The sequence below is a fragment of the Dietzia timorensis genome (assembly GCF_001659785.1).
In the GTDB taxonomy this organism is placed as follows: domain Bacteria; phylum Actinomycetota; class Actinomycetes; order Mycobacteriales; family Mycobacteriaceae; genus Dietzia; species Dietzia timorensis.
This window is the reverse complement of sequence record NZ_CP015961.1, coordinates 950,864-969,591: the sequence shown is the minus strand read 5'-3', so window position 1 is coordinate 969,591 and position 18,728 is coordinate 950,864. Positions and strand designations below refer to the sequence as shown.

At 66.4% G+C, this 18,728-nt stretch carries 18 protein-coding genes and 1 tRNA gene; 5 read left to right on the top strand and 14 right to left on the bottom strand.

Going from position 1 to position 18,728, the window contains the following annotated elements:
* Positions 1-4 precede the first annotated feature (4 nt).
* Together BJL86_RS04455 and glmS are read right to left on the bottom strand one after the other, a co-directional pair.
* Positions 5-1,588: a bifunctional ADP-dependent NAD(P)H-hydrate dehydratase/NAD(P)H-hydrate epimerase gene (locus BJL86_RS04455; RefSeq protein WP_067475184.1), complete on the bottom strand. Its 1,584-nt coding sequence runs from the start codon at positions 1,586-1,588 to the stop codon at positions 5-7.
* A 46-nt stretch (positions 1,589-1,634) separates the two neighbouring features.
* On the bottom strand, positions 1,635-3,491 hold the full coding sequence (glmS, locus tag BJL86_RS04450; protein WP_067475181.1) for a glutamine--fructose-6-phosphate transaminase (isomerizing): 1,857 nt from the start codon (positions 3,489-3,491) through the stop codon (positions 1,635-1,637).
* Positions 3,492-3,626: 135 nt separating this feature from the next.
* Here glmS and BJL86_RS04445 point away from each other — a divergent pair, with 135 nt between their 5' ends.
* Complete coding sequence (locus tag BJL86_RS04445) at positions 3,627-4,508, top strand: dienelactone hydrolase family protein (protein WP_156515327.1); 882 nt, start codon at positions 3,627-3,629, stop codon at positions 4,506-4,508.
* A gap of 40 nt (positions 4,509-4,548) precedes the next feature.
* On the opposite strand, the gene glmM is transcribed toward BJL86_RS04445, so the two are convergent.
* From glmM to BJL86_RS04400, 9 genes are all read right to left on the bottom strand, one after another.
* Complete coding sequence (glmM, locus tag BJL86_RS04440; RefSeq protein WP_067475179.1) at positions 4,549-5,916, bottom strand: phosphoglucosamine mutase; 1,368 nt, start codon at positions 5,914-5,916, stop codon at positions 4,549-4,551.
* 195 nt (positions 5,917-6,111) lie between these two features.
* Positions 6,112-6,642 (bottom strand): 30S ribosomal protein S9, encoded by a 531-nt coding sequence (gene rpsI, locus BJL86_RS04435; protein WP_067475176.1) that lies wholly within the window; start codon positions 6,640-6,642, stop codon positions 6,112-6,114.
* Positions 6,639-7,082: a 50S ribosomal protein L13 gene (gene rplM, locus BJL86_RS04430; RefSeq protein ID WP_067475174.1), complete on the bottom strand. Its 444-nt coding sequence runs from the start codon at positions 7,080-7,082 to the stop codon at positions 6,639-6,641. The genes rpsI and rplM overlap by 4 nt, the downstream gene beginning before the upstream one ends.
* Before the next feature lie 204 nt (positions 7,083-7,286).
* Positions 7,287-8,615, bottom strand: a complete 1,329-nt coding sequence (locus tag BJL86_RS04425; RefSeq protein WP_231887232.1) for an MFS transporter — start codon at positions 8,613-8,615, stop codon at positions 7,287-7,289.
* Positions 8,616-8,705: 90 nt separating this feature from the next.
* On the bottom strand, positions 8,706-9,659 hold the full coding sequence (locus BJL86_RS04420; RefSeq protein ID WP_067475172.1) for an NADPH:quinone oxidoreductase family protein: 954 nt from the start codon (positions 9,657-9,659) through the stop codon (positions 8,706-8,708).
* A gap of 67 nt (positions 9,660-9,726) precedes the next feature.
* Entirely contained in the window at positions 9,727-10,392 is a 666-nt protein-coding gene (locus BJL86_RS04415; RefSeq protein WP_067475169.1) for a TetR/AcrR family transcriptional regulator, read from the bottom strand.
* Positions 10,392-11,615 carry an acyl-CoA dehydrogenase family protein gene (locus tag BJL86_RS04410; RefSeq protein ID WP_197487594.1) on the bottom strand — a complete coding sequence of 408 codons (1,224 nt, stop codon included), beginning with the start codon at positions 11,613-11,615 and terminating at the stop codon, positions 10,392-10,394. The genes BJL86_RS04415 and BJL86_RS04410 overlap by 1 nt, the downstream gene beginning before the upstream one ends.
* A 12-nt stretch (positions 11,616-11,627) precedes the next feature.
* Complete coding sequence (locus BJL86_RS04405) at positions 11,628-12,362, bottom strand: HAD-IA family hydrolase (RefSeq protein WP_067475203.1); 735 nt, start codon at positions 12,360-12,362, stop codon at positions 11,628-11,630.
* Positions 12,363-12,482: 120 nt separating this feature from the next.
* On the bottom strand, positions 12,483-13,037 hold the full coding sequence (locus tag BJL86_RS04400; protein WP_067475200.1) for an LURP-one-related/scramblase family protein: 555 nt from the start codon (positions 13,035-13,037) through the stop codon (positions 12,483-12,485).
* Between the two features lie 255 nt (positions 13,038-13,292).
* Here BJL86_RS04400 and BJL86_RS04395 point away from each other — a divergent pair.
* Together BJL86_RS04395 and BJL86_RS04390 are read left to right on the top strand one after the other, a co-directional pair.
* Positions 13,293-13,368 (top strand) — tRNA-Arg (locus BJL86_RS04395).
* Positions 13,369-13,511: 143 nt separating this feature from the next.
* Positions 13,512-13,862 carry a hypothetical protein gene (locus BJL86_RS04390; protein ID WP_067475159.1) on the top strand — a complete coding sequence of 117 codons (351 nt, stop codon included), beginning with the start codon at positions 13,512-13,514 and terminating at the stop codon, positions 13,860-13,862.
* 335 nt (positions 13,863-14,197) lie between these two features.
* Here BJL86_RS04390 and BJL86_RS04385 read toward each other — a convergent pair whose 3' ends face one another.
* A complete protein-coding gene (locus BJL86_RS04385; RefSeq protein WP_067475158.1) occupies positions 14,198-14,632 on the bottom strand; it encodes a helix-turn-helix domain-containing protein in 435 nt (144 codons plus the stop codon).
* Positions 14,633-14,959: 327 nt separating this feature from the next.
* On the opposite strand from BJL86_RS04385, the gene BJL86_RS04375 reads away from it, so the two are divergent.
* Both BJL86_RS04375 and BJL86_RS04370 read left to right on the top strand, forming a co-directional pair.
* Positions 14,960-16,125, top strand: a protein-coding gene (locus BJL86_RS04375; RefSeq protein WP_156515489.1) for an IS3 family transposase whose coding sequence is annotated in 2 segments (ribosomal slippage) — positions 14,960-15,244 and positions 15,247-16,125 — 1,164 coding nt in all. Because the reading frame shifts where the segments join, the coding sequence is not laid out codon by codon here.
* 209 nt (positions 16,126-16,334) lie between these two features.
* Positions 16,335-16,526 carry a hypothetical protein gene (locus BJL86_RS04370; RefSeq protein WP_067473432.1) on the top strand — a complete coding sequence of 64 codons (192 nt, stop codon included), beginning with the start codon at positions 16,335-16,337 and terminating at the stop codon, positions 16,524-16,526.
* 35 nt (positions 16,527-16,561) lie between these two features.
* Here the strand turns inward: BJL86_RS04370 and BJL86_RS04365 are convergent, their stop codons facing one another.
* Together BJL86_RS04365 and BJL86_RS04360 are read right to left on the bottom strand one after the other, a co-directional pair.
* A complete protein-coding gene (locus BJL86_RS04365) occupies positions 16,562-16,954 on the bottom strand; it encodes a hypothetical protein (protein ID WP_231887169.1) in 393 nt (130 codons plus the stop codon).
* Positions 16,955-17,816: 862 nt separating this feature from the next.
* Positions 17,817-18,647 (bottom strand): hypothetical protein, encoded by an 831-nt coding sequence (locus BJL86_RS04360; RefSeq protein WP_156515260.1) that lies wholly within the window; start codon positions 18,645-18,647, stop codon positions 17,817-17,819.
* Positions 18,648-18,728: the final 81 nt, after the last annotated feature.

Genomic DNA, 18,728 nt, shown 5'->3' with positions numbered 1-18,728 from the left:
CCCCTTATCCTGCCACCGCGCGCACCTTTGCCACAGCTTCTCCGATCGCGCCGAGCAGATCGGACGCACCGATCGGCGATCCGGGGCGCCCGAATTCCTCCGCGGCGAGCCGCGCCGCGACCGAGTGGACGACCTGCGCGACGGCCACAGCTCGCGGGACCTCGACGTCCGCGAGCGCGCCCGGGCCTTCCCTGGCTGCGAGGATCGCGCCGATCATGCCGGCGAGGACATCGCCGGAACCCGGGGTCGCGGACCACGAGGTGCCGGCATCCTGGGCGAACGCGGATCGTCCGTCGTCGATAAGTGTGATCCTGCCCTTGAGCAGCACCGTCGCGTTCACCCCGCGGGAGTCGAGTTCGGCGACGAGCCCCCGCACCGCGCCCGCCCGGTCCCCGGCCAGCAGGCCCGCCTGCGCGGGCGCGAAGGTCTGCGCGAGGGCGTCGAATTCGCCGGCGTGCGGCGTGAGTACGAGTGGCGCGTCGCGTCGCCGCAGAATAGACGGATGCTCGGCGAGCACGCGCAGCGCGTCGGCGTCGAGCACCACCGGCACATCCTGGGACAGGATCCACGCGAGCTCCTGCGCGGTCTCCGGTCCCGTCCCCATGCCGGGCCCGGACACCCATGCCTGGGCGCGCCCCGCATTTGTGACGACGGAGGAGGCGACGATTTCGGGACGGTCGGCGAGTACCTGATCGCGGCACGGGCCGACGTAGCGGACCATGGAGCTCGTGGACATCACCGCCGCGTGGGAGGCGAGCACGGCCGCGCCGGGATAGCGCTGCGAGCCCGCGCGAATGGCGACCACTCCGCCCGAGTACTTGTTGTCCGAGACGTCGGGGACGGGCCACAGCTCGCCGGCGGTGGCGGTGCCGATGCTCGTGAGCATCTCGGCCGGGCGCCCGTCGTCGGCGGCTGGGGCACCGATACCAATCTCGGCGAGCTCCAGTGCGCCGCAGTCGGTGGAGGCGAGCAGATGGGCGCGCCGGAACAGGCCGAAGGTTACCGTCGCGGTCGGCCGGATGGCGCCGGGGTGCCGGACGCCGGTGTCGGGATCGATTCCCGACGGGATGTCGACCGCGACGACAGGCGTGCCAAGCTCCTCGAGGACCCCCGCCGCGTGTCCGGCCATTTCCCGTGGCGGCCCGCTGGCGCCGAGACCCACGATCGCGTCGAGCGCGACGGCGGGCCGGAGCCTGCGCAGGAGCTGCTCAAGCGCATCGGGATCTGCCGGTTCGTGCACCCGGCCCCCGGCACGGCGACACGCGTCGAGCGCGCGGGGATGGGCGCGGTCCGGGGAGAGAAGGACCGCGTGGACGGCCATCCCGCTGCGGGCGAGGTCGGCGAGGGCGTAGAGCCCGTCGCCGCCGTTATCGCCGGCGCCGATCAGCGCGGCCGCGCTCGCCCCGTAGACGTGGCCTCCGCCGTCACCGATAACCTCCTGCGCACGCACGACGGTGCGTGCGACATCCGCGACGGCCCACGCCGCCCTCCGCATCACCGCGTCGGTGGGCGCCGCCTCGACGACGGGCGCCTCGGCACGGCGGATATCTGCGGCGAAGTACGCGCGGAAGTCGTCTCGGTGGGTCATGTTCCTCGCGCTCCTAGCGTCTCCCCGCCCGTGCGGGGCGTGCGTTCTACTCGACGGTGACAGACTTGGCGAGGTTACGCGGCTTGTCGACGTCATAGCCGCGCGCGGCTGCGACCTCGGCGGCGAACGCCTGGTACGGGATCGTCGACAGCAACGGCTGCAGCAGCGTCGTCGTCTCCGGGATCTCGATGAGGTAGTCGGCGAACGGCTTGACGACCTCATCCCCCTCCGCAGAGATGATGATGGTGCGCGCGCCGCGGGCCTTGATCTCCTGGATGTTGGAGATGAGCTTCGAGTGCAGCAGCGAACGCCCGTGCAGCGGGGGCATCACCACGAACACCGGCAGCCCCTCCTCGATGAGCGCGATCGGGCCGTGCTTGAGCTCGCCTGCCGGGAAGCCCTCGGCGTGCATGTAGGCGAGCTCCTTGAGCTTGAGTGCGCCCTCGAGCGCGGTCGGGTAACCGACGTGGCGACCGAGGAACAGCACGGACTTGGAGTCGGCGAGTTCGCGGGCGATCTGGCGGACCTGGTCGAGACGTTCGACGACCTGTCCGATGAGTTCGGGCATCTGCTCGAGCGCGTGGAACTCGGCCGAGACCTCGTCCGGGAACTTGGTGCCGCGCGCCTGCGCGAGGGCAAGGCCCACGAGGTAGTTCGCGGCGATCTGGGCGAGGTAGGCCTTCGTCGAGGCGACACCGATCTCGGGGCCGGCGTGCGTGTAGAGCACCGCATCGGCCTCACGCGGAATCTGCGCGCCATTGGTATTGCACACCGCGAGGACGCGAGCCTTCTGGGACTTCGCGTGCCGCACGGCCTCGAGCGTGTCGGCGGTCTCGCCCGACTGGGAGATCGCGACGACAAGCGTGGATCGGTCGAGGACCGGGTCGCGGTAGCGGAACTCCGAGGCGATCTCGACCTCGCAGGGAATTCGGGTCCAATGCTCGATCGCATACTTGGCGACGAGACCGGAGTGGTAGGCGGAGCCGCAGGCGACGATGAAGACCTTGTCGATATCGCGCAGTTCCTGGTCCGACAGGCGCTGCTCGTCGAGCACGATACGCCCGTCGACGAGCTTGCCGAGGAGCGTGTCGGCGACGGCGGACGGCTGCTCGGCGATCTCCTTGAGCATGAAGTACTCGTAACCGCCCTTCTCGGCGGCATCGAGATCCCAGTCGATGGTGAACTCGCGGGACTCCGCGGCGCCGCCCTCGAGGAACGGGAACACCTCGTACCCGCCTGCGGTGATCACAGCGAAGGTGTCCTGCCCGACCTCGACGGCCTCCTTCGTGTAGTCGATGAACGCGGCGACATCGGAACCGATGAACATCTCGCCCTCGCCGCGACCGAGCACGAGCGGGGTGTTTCGACGGCCCGCAACGATGGTTCCGGGCGCCTGCGCGTCGGCGATGACGAGGGTGAACGCGCCCTCGAGGCGGGCGAGGACAGCGCGGCAGGACGCGACGAAGTCGCCGGCGGTCGCACCACCGGTGACCTCGCGGTCGATGAGTTGGGCGACGACCTCGGTGTCGGTGTCGGAGTTGAAGTCGCGCCCGTCCGATTCGAGCTCGGCGCGCAGAGAGGCGAAGTTCTCGATGATCCCGTTGTGCACGACCGCGATCCGGCCCGCGACGTGCGGGTGCGAGTTGCGGTCACTCGGGCGGCCGTGCGTCGCCCAGCGGGTGTGACCGATCCCGGTGCCGCCGGCGAAATCATCGCCGGACTCGGCGAGTGCGCCCTCGAGGTTGGCGAGCTTGCCTTCCTTCTTCTCGACATGGAGTCGATTCTGATCGTCCACCACCGCGATACCGGCGGAATCGTATCCGCGGTATTCCAAGCGGCGGAGTCCGCCTATCAGCACATCCTTAGCGGGCCGGCCGCCGACATATCCAACAATTCCGCACATAGAAAGAAAGTCTATAGACGTTCACCAAACCGGGGCGCACACAGCGCGGGGTAAAGGCGAATATCGCAGCGAACATCTGCTCATTTCGGCCGCCACATCCGGCGTTTGCCGTCGATAGACGTTAACCTTGTGGGCGTGGCTAAGAAGGCGAAGAAACTCATGGGTCCGCTCGGCCGTCGTGGCCGGTTCGATATCGACTTCGGCGATCTCGGCTTCGCGGGCGTCCCCGGCAAGGTCTACGTACCGCGGATGGACGCGCGGCGGGCTCCCCTGCTCGCCTTCGCTCACGACTGGACCAAGTCGAGCAAGCACTACCAGGACACCCTCAAGCACTTCGCGTCCTGGGGATTCATCGTCGTCGCGACCGATTCGGGTTCGGGCTTCTTCGCCAAGCAGGCCTCCTACGTCGACGCGCTCTCGGATTCGATCGAGGCGGTATTCAACGCGGACCTCGGCTCCGGCAATCTCCGCCCGGATACCGGACGCATCGGCGTCATGGGGCACGGGCTCGGCGCAGGCGCCGCGACTGTCCTCGCGTCCTACCGCACGGACATCTCGGCCGTCGTGGCCGCATTCCCCAAGCCTGTCGCCGCCGGCGCCGTCGGCCGCTCCTCTCTGGTCTCGGCTCCGGGGCTGATCATCAGTGCCGACGGCAGCGAAGACGCGGCGGAGGCGATGTGGCTCGGGCAGACATGGAACGGCGAATGCGTCCACCGCCGCGTCAAGGCCGAGGAGGGTGGACTCGTCGAGGGCAATCCGCTGCTTCGGGGGGTGGGCCTCGCTTCGGGCGACCACAAGACGCAGGTACTCGTGCGCCGCCTGGCCACCGGTTTCCTGCTCTCCGAGCTCGCCGGGGACGCCGAATACGCGGCGTTCTCCGATCCGGAAACCGAGATCCCGGGCACGACGCTGGTCGACGGGAAGTTGATCCAGAAGGAAGAGGAGGACGCCCTCGCCAAGGAGGCGAAGGAAGTCCCCATGTGGCAGACGGTCGCCCGCGCCGCGATCAAGCGCTAGCGCGGACGCCCGCCACAAGACGGCAACGAGCTGAGCGGCGCTAGACCGCTCCGACGATCTCGGCGAGGCGCTCGGCGCTCTCCCGCGCGACGTCGTGGGATTCGGCCTCGACCATCACGCGGACGACCTGCTCGGTGCCCGACGGGCGCAGTAGCACCCTCCCGGTCTCGCCAAGCGCGGCTTCCTCCTTTTCGACTGCCGACTTCACCGAATCCGAAACCGACACCTTCGCCTTGTCCGCGACCTGCACGTTGATGAGCACCTGCGGCATCACGGTCATCACCGCGGCGAGTTCCGCCAGCGACTTCCCCGTCTCTGCCATCCGCGCCATGAGGAACAGTCCGGTCAAAGTCCCGTCGCCGGTCGTCGCGTGCTCGGGCAGAACGAGGTGCCCTGACTGCTCCCCGCCCAGCGAGTACTCCCCGTCGGCGAGCTTCTCCAGCACGTACCTGTCGCCCACCTTTGTCGTGACGACGGAGATGCCGTGCTCGGTCAGGCCCAGGTGCAACCCCAGGTTGCTCATCACGGTAGCGACGAGCGTATTGTCCTTGAGTTCCCCGGCCTCGGACATGCCGAGAGCGAGGACCGCCATGATCTCGTCTCCACCGACGAGCGCACCGGAGGCGTCAACGGCGAGGCAGCGGTCTGCGTCTCCGTCGTGGGCGAGCCCGAGCGCGGCGCCGTGTTCGACGACCGCGCGCTGCAGCCCCTCGATGTGCGTCGAGCCGACTCCCTCGTTGATGTTGTAGCCGTCCGGTTCGGCGTTGATCGCCACGACCTCGGCGCCCGCCTTCGCATACGCCGCCGGGGCCGCCTCGAATGCGGCGCCGTGGGCACAGTCGACGACGACCTTCAGTCCGGCGAGCGGGTGGCGGACCGTTCCGAGCAGGTGCTCGAGGTACGGGGCGAGAGCGGTTTCGCGGTCGAGGCGCGAGATGCGGCCGACGCGGTTTCCCGTCGGTCCCGTGATCCGCGCCTCGAGGGCATCCTCGATACGATCCTCGAGCTCGTCGGACAGCTTGCGCCCGCCGGCGGCGAAGAATTTGATGCCGTTATCGGGCATCGGGTTGTGCGAGGCCGAGATCATCGCGCCGAGCGCGGCCTGATGATGCCCGGTGAGATGCGCAACCGCCGGCGTCGGGACCTGTCCGACGAGCATCACATCGACGCCCTGCGAGGCGAGGCCCGCCGCGAGCGCCGACTCGAGCATCTCCCCCGACACGCGCGGGTCGCGGCCGATCACGGCGAGCGGGCGCTGCCGGTCCCGGCTGGATTCGTGGCCTGTGTCGGCGGCCGGGTCGAAAGCGAGCACCGAGGCGGCAGCCGCCCCGAGCGAAAGGGCCAGATCCACGGTCAAGGACTTATTGGCTAGTCCGCGGACTCCGTCCGTTCCAAACATTCGGGGCATAGGTAGTAGAGCCTCCTGGTCGATGATGTGCGCCGAGCGCGGGTCGCGGACGTTGAGTGCCGCAGTGAGGGATTACCTGAAAATTCTAAACCCGGCGCCCTTCGCGCCGCAGCTTCCGCGCCCGAAAACGCCGAAAGGCGCCCGCCGAACGAATCGGCGAGCGCCTTCGGGCGCGAGCAGAGATCTGCGAACAGATCAGCGCTTCGAGTACTGCGGAGCCTTGCGGGCCTTCTTGAGACCGGCCTTCTTGCGCTCCACCGCACGGGCGTCACGCGTGAGGTAGCCGGCCTTCTTCAGCGACGGACGATCGTCCGGGCTGTAGATGGTCAGCGCGCGGGCGATGGCGAGGCGCGTGGCGCCTGCCTGACCCGAGGGACCTCCGCCGCGAAGCAGCGCGATGATGTCGAACTGCTCTTCGCGCTCGACGTTGACCAGCGGGGACTTGACGATTTGCTGGTGCACCTTGTTCGGGAAGTAATCCTCGAGGGTGCGGCCGTTGAGCGTGAAGTTGCCGGAGCCGGGCACGAGGCGCACGCGGACGATGGCCTCCTTGCGGCGGCCAACAGCCTGGGCCGGTCCGTCGAGGACCGGTGCCGGCGGGGTCACGTCACCGTACTCGGAGCCCGGGAGCACCTCTTCGGTGTAGGAATCGTCGGCGACCTCGGCGACAACGTCCTCGATCGGATCTTCGATCTCGTTCTCGGTGTTCAAATTCTCTTCGGTCACTGTGCCACCTGCTTGATCTCGAACGGCTGCGGCTTCTGAGCGGTGTGCGGGTGCTCGGCACCTGCGTACACCTTGAGCTTCGAGGCCATGGAACGGCCGAGCTTGTTCGACGGGAGCATGCCCTTGATGGCCTTCTCCACGACGCGGTCCGGACGGGTGTCCATCGCGCGACCGAGCTTCTCGGACTTGATGCCGCCCGGGAAGCCCGAGTGGCGGTAGTGGACGACGCGCTCACGCTTCGTCGAGGAAATCGCGACCTTGTCGGCGTTGATGACCACAACGAAGTCGCCGACGTCGGCGTTCGGTGCGAACTGCGGCTTGTGCTTGCCGCGGAGGAGACCTGCGACCTGGACTGCGAGTCGGCCGAGCACCACATCAGTGGCGTCGACGACGTACCAGGCGCGCTCCACGTCTCCCGCCTTTGGGGCGTAAGTAGACATAGGATTAACCTTCCGGAACCTATCGTGGATTGCCGGCCGAACTGGCACGGGGCCAGCGGGTTTCCCGTCTTTCGCACGGCGGCCGGTTGGGACCCGCGCGAACTTCTCGCACCCGGGACTACAAGCGCCTCGGGACGAGGAAAAACACCGAGGGTCCATGTTACGGCGTCAGTTCGCCGTCACCAAACCGGGTTTTTCACCGCTTTATGACGTCGGACCTGCCGCGCGCCCCAGGACGCGCGCGAGCAGCGGCAGCAACGCCAGGCCGCAGACGGTGGCCGCGAGGATCAGCCACACCGACGCGTTCGCGTCCCCGGTGTTCTTCTCCACCAGCCCGAACGCGTATGGGCCGATAAACGAGCCGATCTGGCCGAACATGCTCACGAACGCGAGCCCGGTCGCGGCGACGGCTCCGGTGATGCGCGCCATGAGCGAGGACCACAGCAGCGGCTGCGAGGCGGAGACGAAGAACATCACGAGCGCGAGGATCCCGATCTGCAGCGCGTGGCTGTTCGGCAGCCCCACCCCCGCCGCCGAGGCGAGGAACAGCGCTGCGGTCACGATGGTCGCGCCGGTGGTGCACCACAGCAGCCGCATCTCTCCGCCGGCCTTCGGGATGAGGCGCGGGACGATGAGTAGTCCCGCGGCCGAGCCGATGCTCACGATCGCCGCGATGAGCCCGACGTGGAAGGTGTTCTCCACGCCCATGGCGAAGATGATCGACGGGGTGAAGAAGATGATCCCGTACGCGGCGAGCATGTTGAACACGTAGAACACGGCCGCGAGGACGATGAGCGGGTTGGCCAGTGCCGCCCGGAGGATCCCGCCGATGGTCTCGTGGCCGGGTTGCTCCTCTCCCGCGATGTCGAGCACGACCTCGCGCTCGTCCTCGGTGAGCCAGGCGGCATCCTCGGGTCCGCTGGGCAGGGTGAAGAAGATAATGATCCCGATGATGATCGCCGGGATGCCCTCGAGAAGGAACAGCAGCTGGTAGCCGTGCAGGCCGAACAGGCCCTCGAGCGAGAGCAGCGCGCCGCCGGCGGGCGCGGCGACCACCGAGGACAGCGCCGCAGTCGCGAGTACGACGCCCGACATTTTCCCGCGGTCCTCCTGCGCGAACCATCGGGTGATCAGGTAGAGGATCGCCGGGAAGATGCCGGCTTCGGCCGCACCGAGAAGCATCCGGACGATATAGAAGTACACCGGCCCCGTGGTGAACATGAGCGCGACGGAGATGATCCCCCAGGACACCGCGATGCGGGCGATCCAGATGCGCGCGCCGACGCGGCGCAGCACCATGTTGCTCGGGATCTCGAAGATCGCGTAGGTGACGAAGAACAGGCCGGCGCCGAGACCGAATGCGGCTGCGTCGATCCCGGCGTGGATCTCCAGATTCTGCTTTGCGATCGATACGTTCGTGCGGTTGATGTTGGCGATGAAGTAGGCGAGCAGCAACAGCGGCATGAGCCGCACGATGGCCTTGCGTTTCGCAGCCGCATACACCGCGGGGCGAGATTCTGGCGCTATGGACACGGGCCACTACCTCTACTTCTGTGCAGTTCTTCCTCGGGGAGTTCCGGGCGCGCGCCCGGAGGACATGTGCGAATCCTATGCCCCACACCGCTAGGTCGTGAGCACGACCTTGCCGATCACGGTGCGGCTCTCCATGGACTTGAGCGCTTCCGTAGCCGCTTCGAGCGGGTAGGTGGACCCGACGAGTGGGGCGAGCGCACCGGATTCGAGGTGCGGGCGCATTGCCTCGTATTCGCCGGCGATGTGCCCCTCGTGGGCGAGCGCATACTCGCCCCAGCCGACGCCGATGACCCCGATGTTATTGAGCAGCAGGCGGTTGACCTTGACCGTGGGGATCTCGCCGCCGGTGAATCCGATGACGAGTATCCGGCCGTCGCGGCGCAGGGTGCGCAGCGAGTCGGTGAAGCGGTCCCCGCCGACCGGGTCGACGACGATGTCGACGGACTTCTTCCCCACTGCTTCGAGGAAGCCTTCGGCCATGACGACCTCGTCGGCGCCGGCCTTTCGGGCGGCCTCGCCCTTGTCGTGGGTGGAGACGACTGCGATCACCTTTCCGGCGCCGAACGCCTTGGCCACCTGGATCGAGGCGGTGCCGATGCCGCCCGCGGCGCCCTGCACAAGGACGGTCTCGCCCTCGGCGAGTTTGCCGCGTTCGACGAGCGAGAAGTATGCAGTGCAGTAGTTGAACAGGAACGCCGCGCCCTCGTTGAAGCCCACGGAGTCCGGCAGCGCGAAGGTGAGGTCCGCGCGGCAGGCCGCCTTCTCCGCGAATCCGCCGATGAGGGACAGCGCGGCGACGCGGTCGCCGGGCGCGAGGCCGCTGCCTTCGGGCGCGGATTTCACGATGCCCGCGACCTCGGCGCCGGGAACGAACGGCAGCGGCGGCTTGATCTGGTACTGCCCGCGGGTTTGCAGGAGCTCGGGGAACGCCACACCCGCAGCCTTGACGTCGACGATCACGTGCTCGCCGGCCTCCGGGTCCGGCAGCTCGGCATATTCGATGGCGTCAGGCCCGTCGAGGGTGGTGATGGAGATCGCGTGCATGTCGTGTGGTCCTTTCGTGGCGCGACCGTCGCGGCCGCGTGGGTCGAGTTCGGTGAGATCCGTGTGGTCAGGGGGCGCGCGGGGGCTGCGACGTCATCCCCAGGGCATTGGTCCACAGGGCGGTGGCGGTGCGGACGAGTGTGTCGATATCGGCGTCCTCTGATCCGGTGCGGAAGGATTCCGAGGCCATCCGCGAGACCATTCCGCTCAGCCCCATCGAGGCGAGCTGAGGGTCGAGCTCGGGGTCGGCGAGGCCGCGGCGTTGCAGGTCGGCGATCGCCCGCGCGTTGCGGTCGACAAACGCCTCGGTGCGCGCGCGCCGGAGCGCGGCGAAACGACCGTCGACCAAAGCGACCTGGGTGAGGAGGTGATTGAGTTTCGCATTGCGCTTGTACGCCTCGAAGTAGGCGCGGTTGCTCTCGGAGATGATCCCGGCGGGATCGTCCTTCGGGGCCATTCGGGCAGTGCCGGGGTGGAGCATCTCGTCCTTCGCCTCGTGGAGCACCGCGGCGAGCACTTCTTCCTTGCCGTCGAACCAGGTGTAGAAGGTGCCGATCGACATCTTCGCCTCGTCGGTGATGTCGGTGAGGCGGGAATCGATGTAGCCGTCGCGCTCAAAGACGACGCGCGCCGCCGCGATGAGCTTCGCGCGGGTGCGCTCGCCGCGCGCCGACAGCGGGCGGGCTCCCATCGGCACATCGCTTGCCAGTGCCGGCGTGGGGGTGGGCGACATTACTTCTTCCGTCCCCACTCAGGGTCGACCCGGCGCAGCTCCTGCCGCGCGATGGTCATCTTGTGGACCTCGTCCGGCCCGTCGGCGAGGCGGAGCGTACGCACGTGCGCCCACATTTCCGCGAGCGGGAAATCGTCACTCACCCCGCCGCCTCCGTGGATCTGGATGGCGCGGTCGATGACCTTCAGGGCCACATTCGGCGCTACGACCTTGATCGCGGCGATCTCCATCCGCGCCTGCTTGTTGCCCACGGTGTCCATGAGATGCGCGGCCTTGAGCGTGAGCAACCGCGCCATCTCGATCTCCATACGCGATTCGGCGATCCAATCCTTGATGTTCTCGCGGGTGGCGATGGGTTTGCCGAAGGTCACCCGCTGCTGCGCGCGGGCGATGAGCAGGTCGAGCGCCCTCTCGGCCATGCCGATCACGCGCATGCAGTGGTGGATCCGCCCGGGGCCGAGACGCGCCTGGGAGATCATGAACCCGTCGCCCTCCCCCGCGAGCAGCGCGGAGGTCGGCACGCGCACGTTGTCGAAAAGGACCTCGGCGTGGCCCTCGCGGTCCTGGTAGCCGAACACGGGGAGCCCGCGGACAACCTTCACGCCGGGGGTGTCCATCGGCACGACCATCATCGACTGCTGCCGGTGCGTCGGCGCGTCGGGATCGGTCTTGCCCATCACGATCATGACCTTGCAGTTTTCGTGCAGCGCGTTCGACGTCCACCACTTGCGGCCATTGATCACGTACTCGTCGCCTTCGCGCACCATCGAGGTCTCGATATTTGTCGCGTCCGAGCTCGCGACCGCGGGTTCGGTCATCGCAAAGGCCGAGGCGATCTCGCCGTCGAGCAGCGGCCGCAGCCACTTCTCCTTGTGCTCGTCGGTGCCGAAAAGCGTGAGCACCTCCATGTTTCCGGTGTCCGGTGCGTTGCAGTTCGTGGCCTCCGGCGCGAGCTGCGGGCTCCGCCCGGTGATCTCCGCAAGGTGCGCGTACTCGAGGTTTGTCAGCCCCGGCCCCCACTCGGCATGCGGATGGAAGAGGTTCCATAGCCCCTGCGACTTGGCCTCGGCCTTGAGGTCCTCGAGAATCTGCGGGTGATGGTTCGGGTTTCCGGACTCGCGCATCTGCTGCGCGTACACGGCCTCCGCCGGATAAACATGGCTGTCCATGAACGCCGTGAGCCGCTTTACGTACTCGGTTCCGCGCTCGGTGTTTTCGAACATGGTGGTCATGGCTTATCGCCCTTCGTGTGACGTCGACGCGTGCTCGACAGGTGTAGTGGAAAGTTCGATTTCAAAGGCCCTGGAAAGCTCGTCGATGGTCGCGGCAGCGTCGGTGTGCAGAATCCCGCGGATGCCTATCCGCGCGGCGCCGTCGAGGTTCTGTTGCAAATCGTCGACCATCAGCGCGACCTCCGGCGCGATTCCGAGCCGCTCGCACGCGACGCGGTAGATCTGGCGGGAGGGTTTGCGCACCCCGATTTCCGCGGATATGACGGCGGAGTCGGCGATTTCGGCGAGATCGATGCCGTCGTAGAGCGTAGACCCGAGCGCATTCGAGACCAGCGCCACGGGAACCCCGGCGCCGCGAATCTCGGCGACCACCGCGACCATGGCCTCGTCGATCTCGAGCCCCTCATTCAGGAGCTCCAGCAGTCCGCGCTCCCCCGCGCGATCGCCAGCGGCGCCTCCGTGGACGCTCGCCCCGTCGAACGAGGCCCCCGCCTCGGCCAGCGCGGCGCCGAAGGCGGCCTCGAATCCGGCGTCGTCCAGCTGTCCTTTCTCGTGCTCGCTGAGCGCCCGCCGGGCGCCCTCATGCGTGCCGAACAGGGACAGAGCAGTCCCTCGCGCGAGCCCCAGCTCCGCATCCAACCGGCCGAACGCCTGCCCGAGCGGCGCGGTGAGCACGCCACCGAAATCGACTAGCAATGCGCGCGCCGGCCCCGGCGCCGGATGGGCTTCGATGTCCATGGCACCGACCATACTTGAATCCAGATTCAAGTTCTGCCGAATCGAGTTCCGTTCCACTTTCGAAGTAATGCGAAGCGCTTCCGCCAGCCGACGCCGAGGAGCCGGCGCCAGAACTCTTGGCTACCCGTTGTTGCGCTCCTGCTTCTCGCGAATGAGGTCGAGAGCAAGCACGCCACCGATGATTCCCAGCCGCTGCGGCACCGAGGCCCACTCGGCCAGCCGCAGCGAGTAGGTGGATTTTCCGAACAAGGCGTTCGACATGCCCGACCACTCGCGGGAGACCCCGGCGATGGGGCCTTGCGGGCTGTTGATGTTGAAGTCGAAGCCCCATAGGTTTCCGTCGAGCTGAAGCTGCTCCCCGAGGACCTCGAGGTCGATCTTGGTCTTGAACAAGGAGATCCGCTTGACGAGGTTGCCGATCGGATTACCGTCCGGATCCTGGAATTCCATCCGCTCGCGCCCAAGCGTCATCGTGTCGTAGACGCGGAGTACCGGCCTTCCGGGTCCGTCGAACACCGTGAGCTCACGGGCGCCGCCCAACATCCGACCCAGCGTGCTGCCGCCGGTTTCCACGTGGGCAACCTGCGTGCCATTCGGTTCGGAAATGGCGAAATCGTTCTTCGAGAAGTTCCGAGTCTGCTGGAAGACGAGAACATTGAATTGCAGAACAGACATGCCTGCCAGCATTCCACAGCTTTCTCCCCTTCGCCCGTGATAGACCTTCCCTCACGCTTCCGCAGCGGCGCAGCCACCGAGCAGGCGACGTTTCGACGTGCACGGCACCGCCACCGGCATATACACTTTCCGCTAGGGCGTTGACGCCGACGCGCGGGACGCACGCGTGTCAGAAGCGCCCAGCAGGAACGGCGCACGCGTTACCCGCCGGACTCGATCATTCGAGCGCCAGACGGGCGAGTGCGAACGTCCCGGGCCCTCGTAGCTCAGGGGATAGAGCACTTCTCTCCTAAAGAAGGTGTCACAGGTTCGAATCCTGTCGGGGGCACCATATAACCGCAGGTAAAACGCTTATCTAAGCCCGCAAGGGTCAAGGATACGATTAGCGGTACGGTCTCACTCTTGCTGGTCAATTAAAAAGACCCCGCGAAGCGCGAACTTCCGGGGTCGTGACCACAAGGGAGCACAACCCTCATGGCAAGCAACAGCTTACCTTCCCAGATCGACAATCACCGCAGCCCCGGCGAGCGACCTGCATGGTGCCTCGAAACCGAGGCCGAAGATACTGGCGTCGACCGGAAAACCGGCGCCCAATTCCACACCTGGGTGCGATCCTTCTCCCGCCCCGGCAAATCGTGGGGCGTCGACCTTCTCGCGGAAGACGTGACCACCCTGGACGGCACGACCGCCTACCCAACGACGGTTCGCGTCTACGACCCTGAACGCGCGTTGAGCCCGGTTGAGGCCGAAGAGTTCGCTCTCGCGATCATCGAGGCCATCAAAACCGCCCGCGATTCGGAAACCGGCCCCTCAAACGCACTCTGAGCCCCTTGCGTGCCCGCCCTGGGCAATCACTCTAGGGCGTGCGCGTTGGGCGCTCAGCTGGCGCATCCACGCGGGAGTTTTCGGCCCGACCGCGACAACAACCCTTGAGGCACCCGGTAACGCTATAGACGGCGATCGAACGGGGATCACCGCCAGGACGTGAACCTTGCAATTTCGCGGACCTGCCATTTTCGATAGCCGCGGCTCACCTTCGAGCCGGGGCCGCGAAGCGTGGCACAGAGGGTCTATGTGGCAATGGTTGATCGGGAGCTTTGGGAGGCAGGGCAAAACACTCCGGGGCACTTGTGCCCACCGTCAGCCCCGAAGGGGCTTCTCTAAGCTCCCGCCCAAATCGCCGCGATCTTTCGGTGTAGCTCCCGGATACGCTCAACCTCCCGCGTCGGGTGGACATACAGTTGCACGCCGGTCGGCATCCGATGTTCAACCGCAACGAACGTGCCCCACCCAGGCGCCACTTTTCCCGGCTTCCCCGGCCACGGCAGACCCTTGAACGCAACAACGGTTTGCCGGTCGAGGTCGTCGATCTTCTCCGGTGTGTACCGCCACGAAATCGCTGGTTCTCGAAAGTCACCGCGCCACCCTTTGCCGGCGAACACGAGGCCGCGTTCATGCAGCGATTGCACGGCGGTTCGTATCTGCCTCGGGGGGATTTCGAGCGATTCGCTTATCTCGCTGATTGTCGATGGTTCGTCGCCAGCGTTCACAAAATCGAGGATTCTGCGTTGGGTCTTGCCGATGCCTCGGGACATGCTCTAAGTGTACCGTTCGGGGAAGATCCCTACCTTGCCTTGTAACGGGTAAACCGGTTTAATTAAGCCATGAAAGCCGTTACAGACGAACACCAGCGCATGCGCAACATCGCGCACCGCGCCCGCCCTGCCGGCCAAACGGCATTCACCCCGAAAGACCAAAGCGCACCCCTAGAACAATGGGAACCGTGCATGCGGCGCATGAAACTCAAACGGTGCTGCGCCTGCCACGAACTCAAACCGTCATGCGAGTACCCGGGGCTGGTGCACGAGTAGGTGACATCTGATCTGGCTTGCCCTGCCGGGGCGGCCTGGAAGGATGTTGTTGTGCCCAAGCCCTATCCCCAGGAGTTCCGCGACGACGTGGTTCGCGTCGCCCAGGCCCGTGAAGACGGTGTGACTCTCGAGCAGATCGCCGCCGACTTCGGTATCCACCCCATGACGTTGCAGAAGTGGATCCGCAAGGCCGACGTCGAAGCCGGAATCAAGCCCGGCACCACGTCGGCCGAGTCGCGTGAGCTGCGTGAAGCCAAGCGGCGTGTGCGCCTGCTGGAGCAGGAGAACGAGGTTCTGCGCCGCGCTGCTGCCTACCTGTCCCAGGCGAATCTGCCGGGAAAAGGTGGTACCCGCTCGTGAACGAGCTCGCCGCTGACGGCATCCCCGTCACGGTGGCGTGCCGGGTACTTGGAATAGCTCGTCAGCCCTACTACCGATGGCTCAAGAACCCTGTCACCGATGCCGAACTCGCCGAGGCGTACCGGGCCAACGCCCTGTACGACGCCCACCGGGAGGACCCCGAGTTCGGCTACCGCTACCTCGCCGACGAAGCCGAGACCGCAGGCGAGAAGATGTGCCGGCGGACCGCCTGGCGAATCTGCTCAACCGGTGGCTGGACCAGTGCCATCAGCAAGAAAGGCCGCGGCAAGCATCGCAAGGCCGGCCCACCCGTGCACGACGATCTCGTCGAGCGGGACTTCACCGCCGTGGGCCCGAACGAGCTGTGGCTCACCGACATCACCGAGCACTGGACGGCGGCGGGAAAGCTGTACCTGTGCGCGATCAAGGACGTCTACTCGGGCCGCATCGTCGGGTATTCGATCGACTCCAGGATGAAGTCCCGCCTGGCCGTGGCCGCACTGAACAGCGCCGTCGCCAGGCGGGGCGACGTGACCGGCTGCGTCCTACACAGCGATCGAGGATCTCAATTTCGCTCGAAGAAGATGCAGAAGGCCATCACCCGGCACGGCATGCTCGGGTCGATGGGAAGGGTCGGCGCTGCTGGGGACAACGCAGCCATGGAGAGCTTCTTCTCGCTGCTACAGAACAACGTCCTCGACCGCCGATCCTGGGCCACCAGAGACGAGCTCCGGGCCGCCATCGTGCACTGGATCGAACGCACCTACCACCGCCGCAGACGACAAGACCGCCTCGGCAGATTGACCCCCATCGAATTCGAGACAATCATCAACCACGAGGCCCCTCAGGCCGCGTGACTAACCGTGTCACCTAACCGTGCATCAGCCCCCCCCGACAGGTCGAGCTACCTCGGGCGGTCCCCATACAAATGCTGGACCTGCCGAACACCAGCGCCGCGCATCCAAGCTTGCGACCACTGCGGCGACAACTACACCCCGCCCCGCACCGATTCCCGCTACTGCTCGGGACGCTGCCGAGTCGCAGCCCACCGGGCACGCGCACAGAAATGAGTACGACCCTCCCGGATCATCTGCGCGCCGCGGCCCTCGGCCTCGGCCACTACATCGAGGGGTCCGGCGATCGGTTCGAGCTGCGCGACGTCGAGACCGGGGAACGGTTCGAGCACGCCGGCCAACACGCCTACACCCCTACCCAACCACGCGAGGCGCTACACGCGCTTTGGCAAACCCAGCGGTAAACCTCGCACGCAGTCACGGTGCTGAGCACCGCAACCTAGGCCGCGTCGAGCACACCCGCAGGCACCGTCAGCGGCACCAACCTGCCCGCACGAAACACCCTGCCCGTCACCACCATGAACCGGGCACGGCTGTAAACCTCGCACCCTTCCACGCGCCGGCCCGAACCCTCCGGCAACAAACCCCACACGTGCAGCCCGCGCCCCGAGCGAGACACCTCAACCCACGCGCCAGGGTTCGCATCGAGCACCGCAGCGGCAACCGTAGACACGACAGCACCGTTCTCGTCTAGGCAATGGTCGAGGTCGATGCAGCCAACACCATCACCGAGCATGAACCCGAACCCATCGCCCGCACCCGAACGAACCTTGCCCCAGCTCGTCCACGTCCTCTCGTTCGTCGACGACGCTGGGCCGCCCCCAACCTGCACAGGACGTTTACCATCCGCTCGCGTCCACCGATCACGCGAACGCAAACCATGAGGTATCTGCGGTTGCCGCGCACGATGCGCAGCCTGCCGACACGCACCCGAACAGAACCTCGGGGAGATCCCGCGACCAGACTGGACGAACAACGAACCGCAACGCTGACAAACGTGTTTCACACTCAACATTCTATCGCGAAACTTGTAACAACAAAAGCACTCAACCAGCACAAACCAGCAAACAACCCCAAACAGCAGCCCAACACCAGGCCTAAAACCCCACGAAACCACCACCCACCTTTTCACCTTCGGGGGGATCCTCTATGCCGCGTGGGCAACGCAACGGCGGCGGTGACCGGGACTCGTCCCCACCCATCGACACAAGCAACCGGCCCGCGCTCGAAACCGAAAGCGGCACACCGCTAGTCACAGCAGGGGTGCCAGGGGTTTCCCCTTCGGGCTTCGCTCTCCCCTCCCGGCATACATGCTCGATGTGCGTACGGGTCTGGACTTTTCAGGGGGTCGCATCCCAAATGCCACCCCTCGGACTGTCTGCGAGGCCGTCAGCGTTCGATCTAGGCCGCTCTTTTCGGCTGGTGGGGTGCGGGAACGCTCCGGGGTCGACGGTTGCGGCGACTCCCCGGCATATGACCCATTTCTCCCCGGCATTTTCTCGGCACGTCTGCCTTGGGTGTGTTTGGGCTGGTCAGGCGGGTTTTGGGGCGTGTTTTTGTGTGCGTTCTGTGTCTGTGCTTACTGTTGCGGTTATTGCGTTTGGCTGTTTGTGCTGGTTGAAACGTTTTATCGTTACGAAATGACGAAAGGGACGCAAGCACTTGGCTTGCGTCCCTCTCTGGTCTGCGGTTTGTCAGGTGATCCTGACGTACTGGCGCTGACCTCTCTTCGCTTCGCGTTCGCGTTCACCGTCGCGGTTGAACTCGTCGATGATCCTGCGCTGTTCGTCCGCTGCCTCATCGAGAGTTGGCAACCACAGGTCCACTCCCTCGGCAAGCAGGCGCAGGGTGTCGCCCATCTTGCCGAGTGCGATGCGCGGCGGTGTCGTAACCCAAGGGCCGGCGACCTTGCCCCACCGATCTCGCGGCGGCGTGTTGTGCTCGGCGTGGTAGCGGGCATAGCCGAGCGCCCCGTACTCCGGGATACCTACCGCGCCTTGCCCCGAGTACACGGCATCGCGTGCTTGCAACGCTTCGCCTAGTTGGGCGTGCGAGGTTTCGGCGGCGCGGAGCTGTTCGGCCTCGGCGTCCCTACCCGCGGTGAACAGCTGCCCGGAGGTCTCCCCGGTCCACCAGGCGGATACCCGGGTGAGTGCGGCGACGGCGGGGGCATGCCACTGTTCTGCGATCGCGTGGGTGATCTCGTCGGCGTGGCCGGCGATGACGGTCGCAAGCTCACTTTGCGCCCCGTTGGTGGCGGCGCTGATGATCGCATTGAGGTCGGACCATGCGGCGACCGCGGCAACGTCGCCGGGGTCTGGTGTCTTGCCTTCTCTTGCGGCGGCGATGATGCGGGCCTTCGCTACGTCCACCGACTGCACGCCCTTGGCTACGCCGTGGACGTTGAGGCAGATCTGTTCGGCGGCTGCGAGGTCGTCGCGAATGTCGGCGGGAAGGTCGAGCCTTTCAGCGAGGTCGAGCACTCGTGCCGACTTTGCCCCTACGGCAACTCGATTAGCGGTCATTGGCTGCTCGCTTCCTGTAGATCCTGGCGAGGGTTTCGTCGACCTCGGCGCCGATGAGGGCGTGAAGGTAGACGGCGGCGG

Excerpts from the sequence above, each read along its gene's own strand:
- glmM (WP_067475179.1), bottom strand. The coding sequence starts at position 5,916 with ATGCCCCGAATGTTTGGAACGGACGGAGTCCGCGGACTAGCCAATAAG.
- BJL86_RS04415 (WP_067475169.1), bottom strand. The coding sequence starts at position 10,392 with ATGTCGCCCACCCCCACGCCGGCACTGGCAAGCGATGTGCCGATGGGA.
- BJL86_RS04405 (WP_067475203.1), bottom strand. The coding sequence starts at position 12,362 with ATGGACATCGAAGCCCATCCGGCGCCGGGGCCGGCGCGCGCATTGCTA.
- BJL86_RS04400 (WP_067475200.1), bottom strand. The coding sequence starts at position 13,037 with ATGTCTGTTCTGCAATTCAATGTTCTCGTCTTCCAGCAGACTCGGAAC.
- BJL86_RS04370 (WP_067473432.1), top strand. The coding sequence starts at position 16,335 with ATGAGTACGACCCTCCCGGATCATCTGCGCGCCGCGGCCCTCGGCCTC.
- BJL86_RS04385 (WP_067475158.1), bottom strand. The coding sequence starts at position 14,632 with ATGTCCCGAGGCATCGGCAAGACCCAACGCAGAATCCTCGATTTTGTG.
- BJL86_RS04410 (WP_197487594.1), bottom strand. The coding sequence starts at position 11,615 with ATGTTCGAAAACACCGAGCGCGGAACCGAGTACGTAAAGCGGCTCACG.
- glmS (WP_067475181.1), bottom strand. The coding sequence starts at position 3,491 with ATGTGCGGAATTGTTGGATATGTCGGCGGCCGGCCCGCTAAGGATGTG.
- BJL86_RS04455 (WP_067475184.1), bottom strand. The coding sequence starts at position 1,588 with ATGACCCACCGAGACGACTTCCGCGCGTACTTCGCCGCAGATATCCGC.
- BJL86_RS04390 (WP_067475159.1), top strand. The coding sequence starts at position 13,512 with ATGGCAAGCAACAGCTTACCTTCCCAGATCGACAATCACCGCAGCCCC.
- BJL86_RS04420 (WP_067475172.1), bottom strand. The coding sequence starts at position 9,659 with ATGCACGCGATCTCCATCACCACCCTCGACGGGCCTGACGCCATCGAA.
- rplM (WP_067475174.1), bottom strand. The coding sequence starts at position 7,082 with ATGTCTACTTACGCCCCAAAGGCGGGAGACGTGGAGCGCGCCTGGTAC.
- BJL86_RS04360 (WP_156515260.1), bottom strand. The coding sequence starts at position 18,647 with ATGACCGCTAATCGAGTTGCCGTAGGGGCAAAGTCGGCACGAGTGCTC.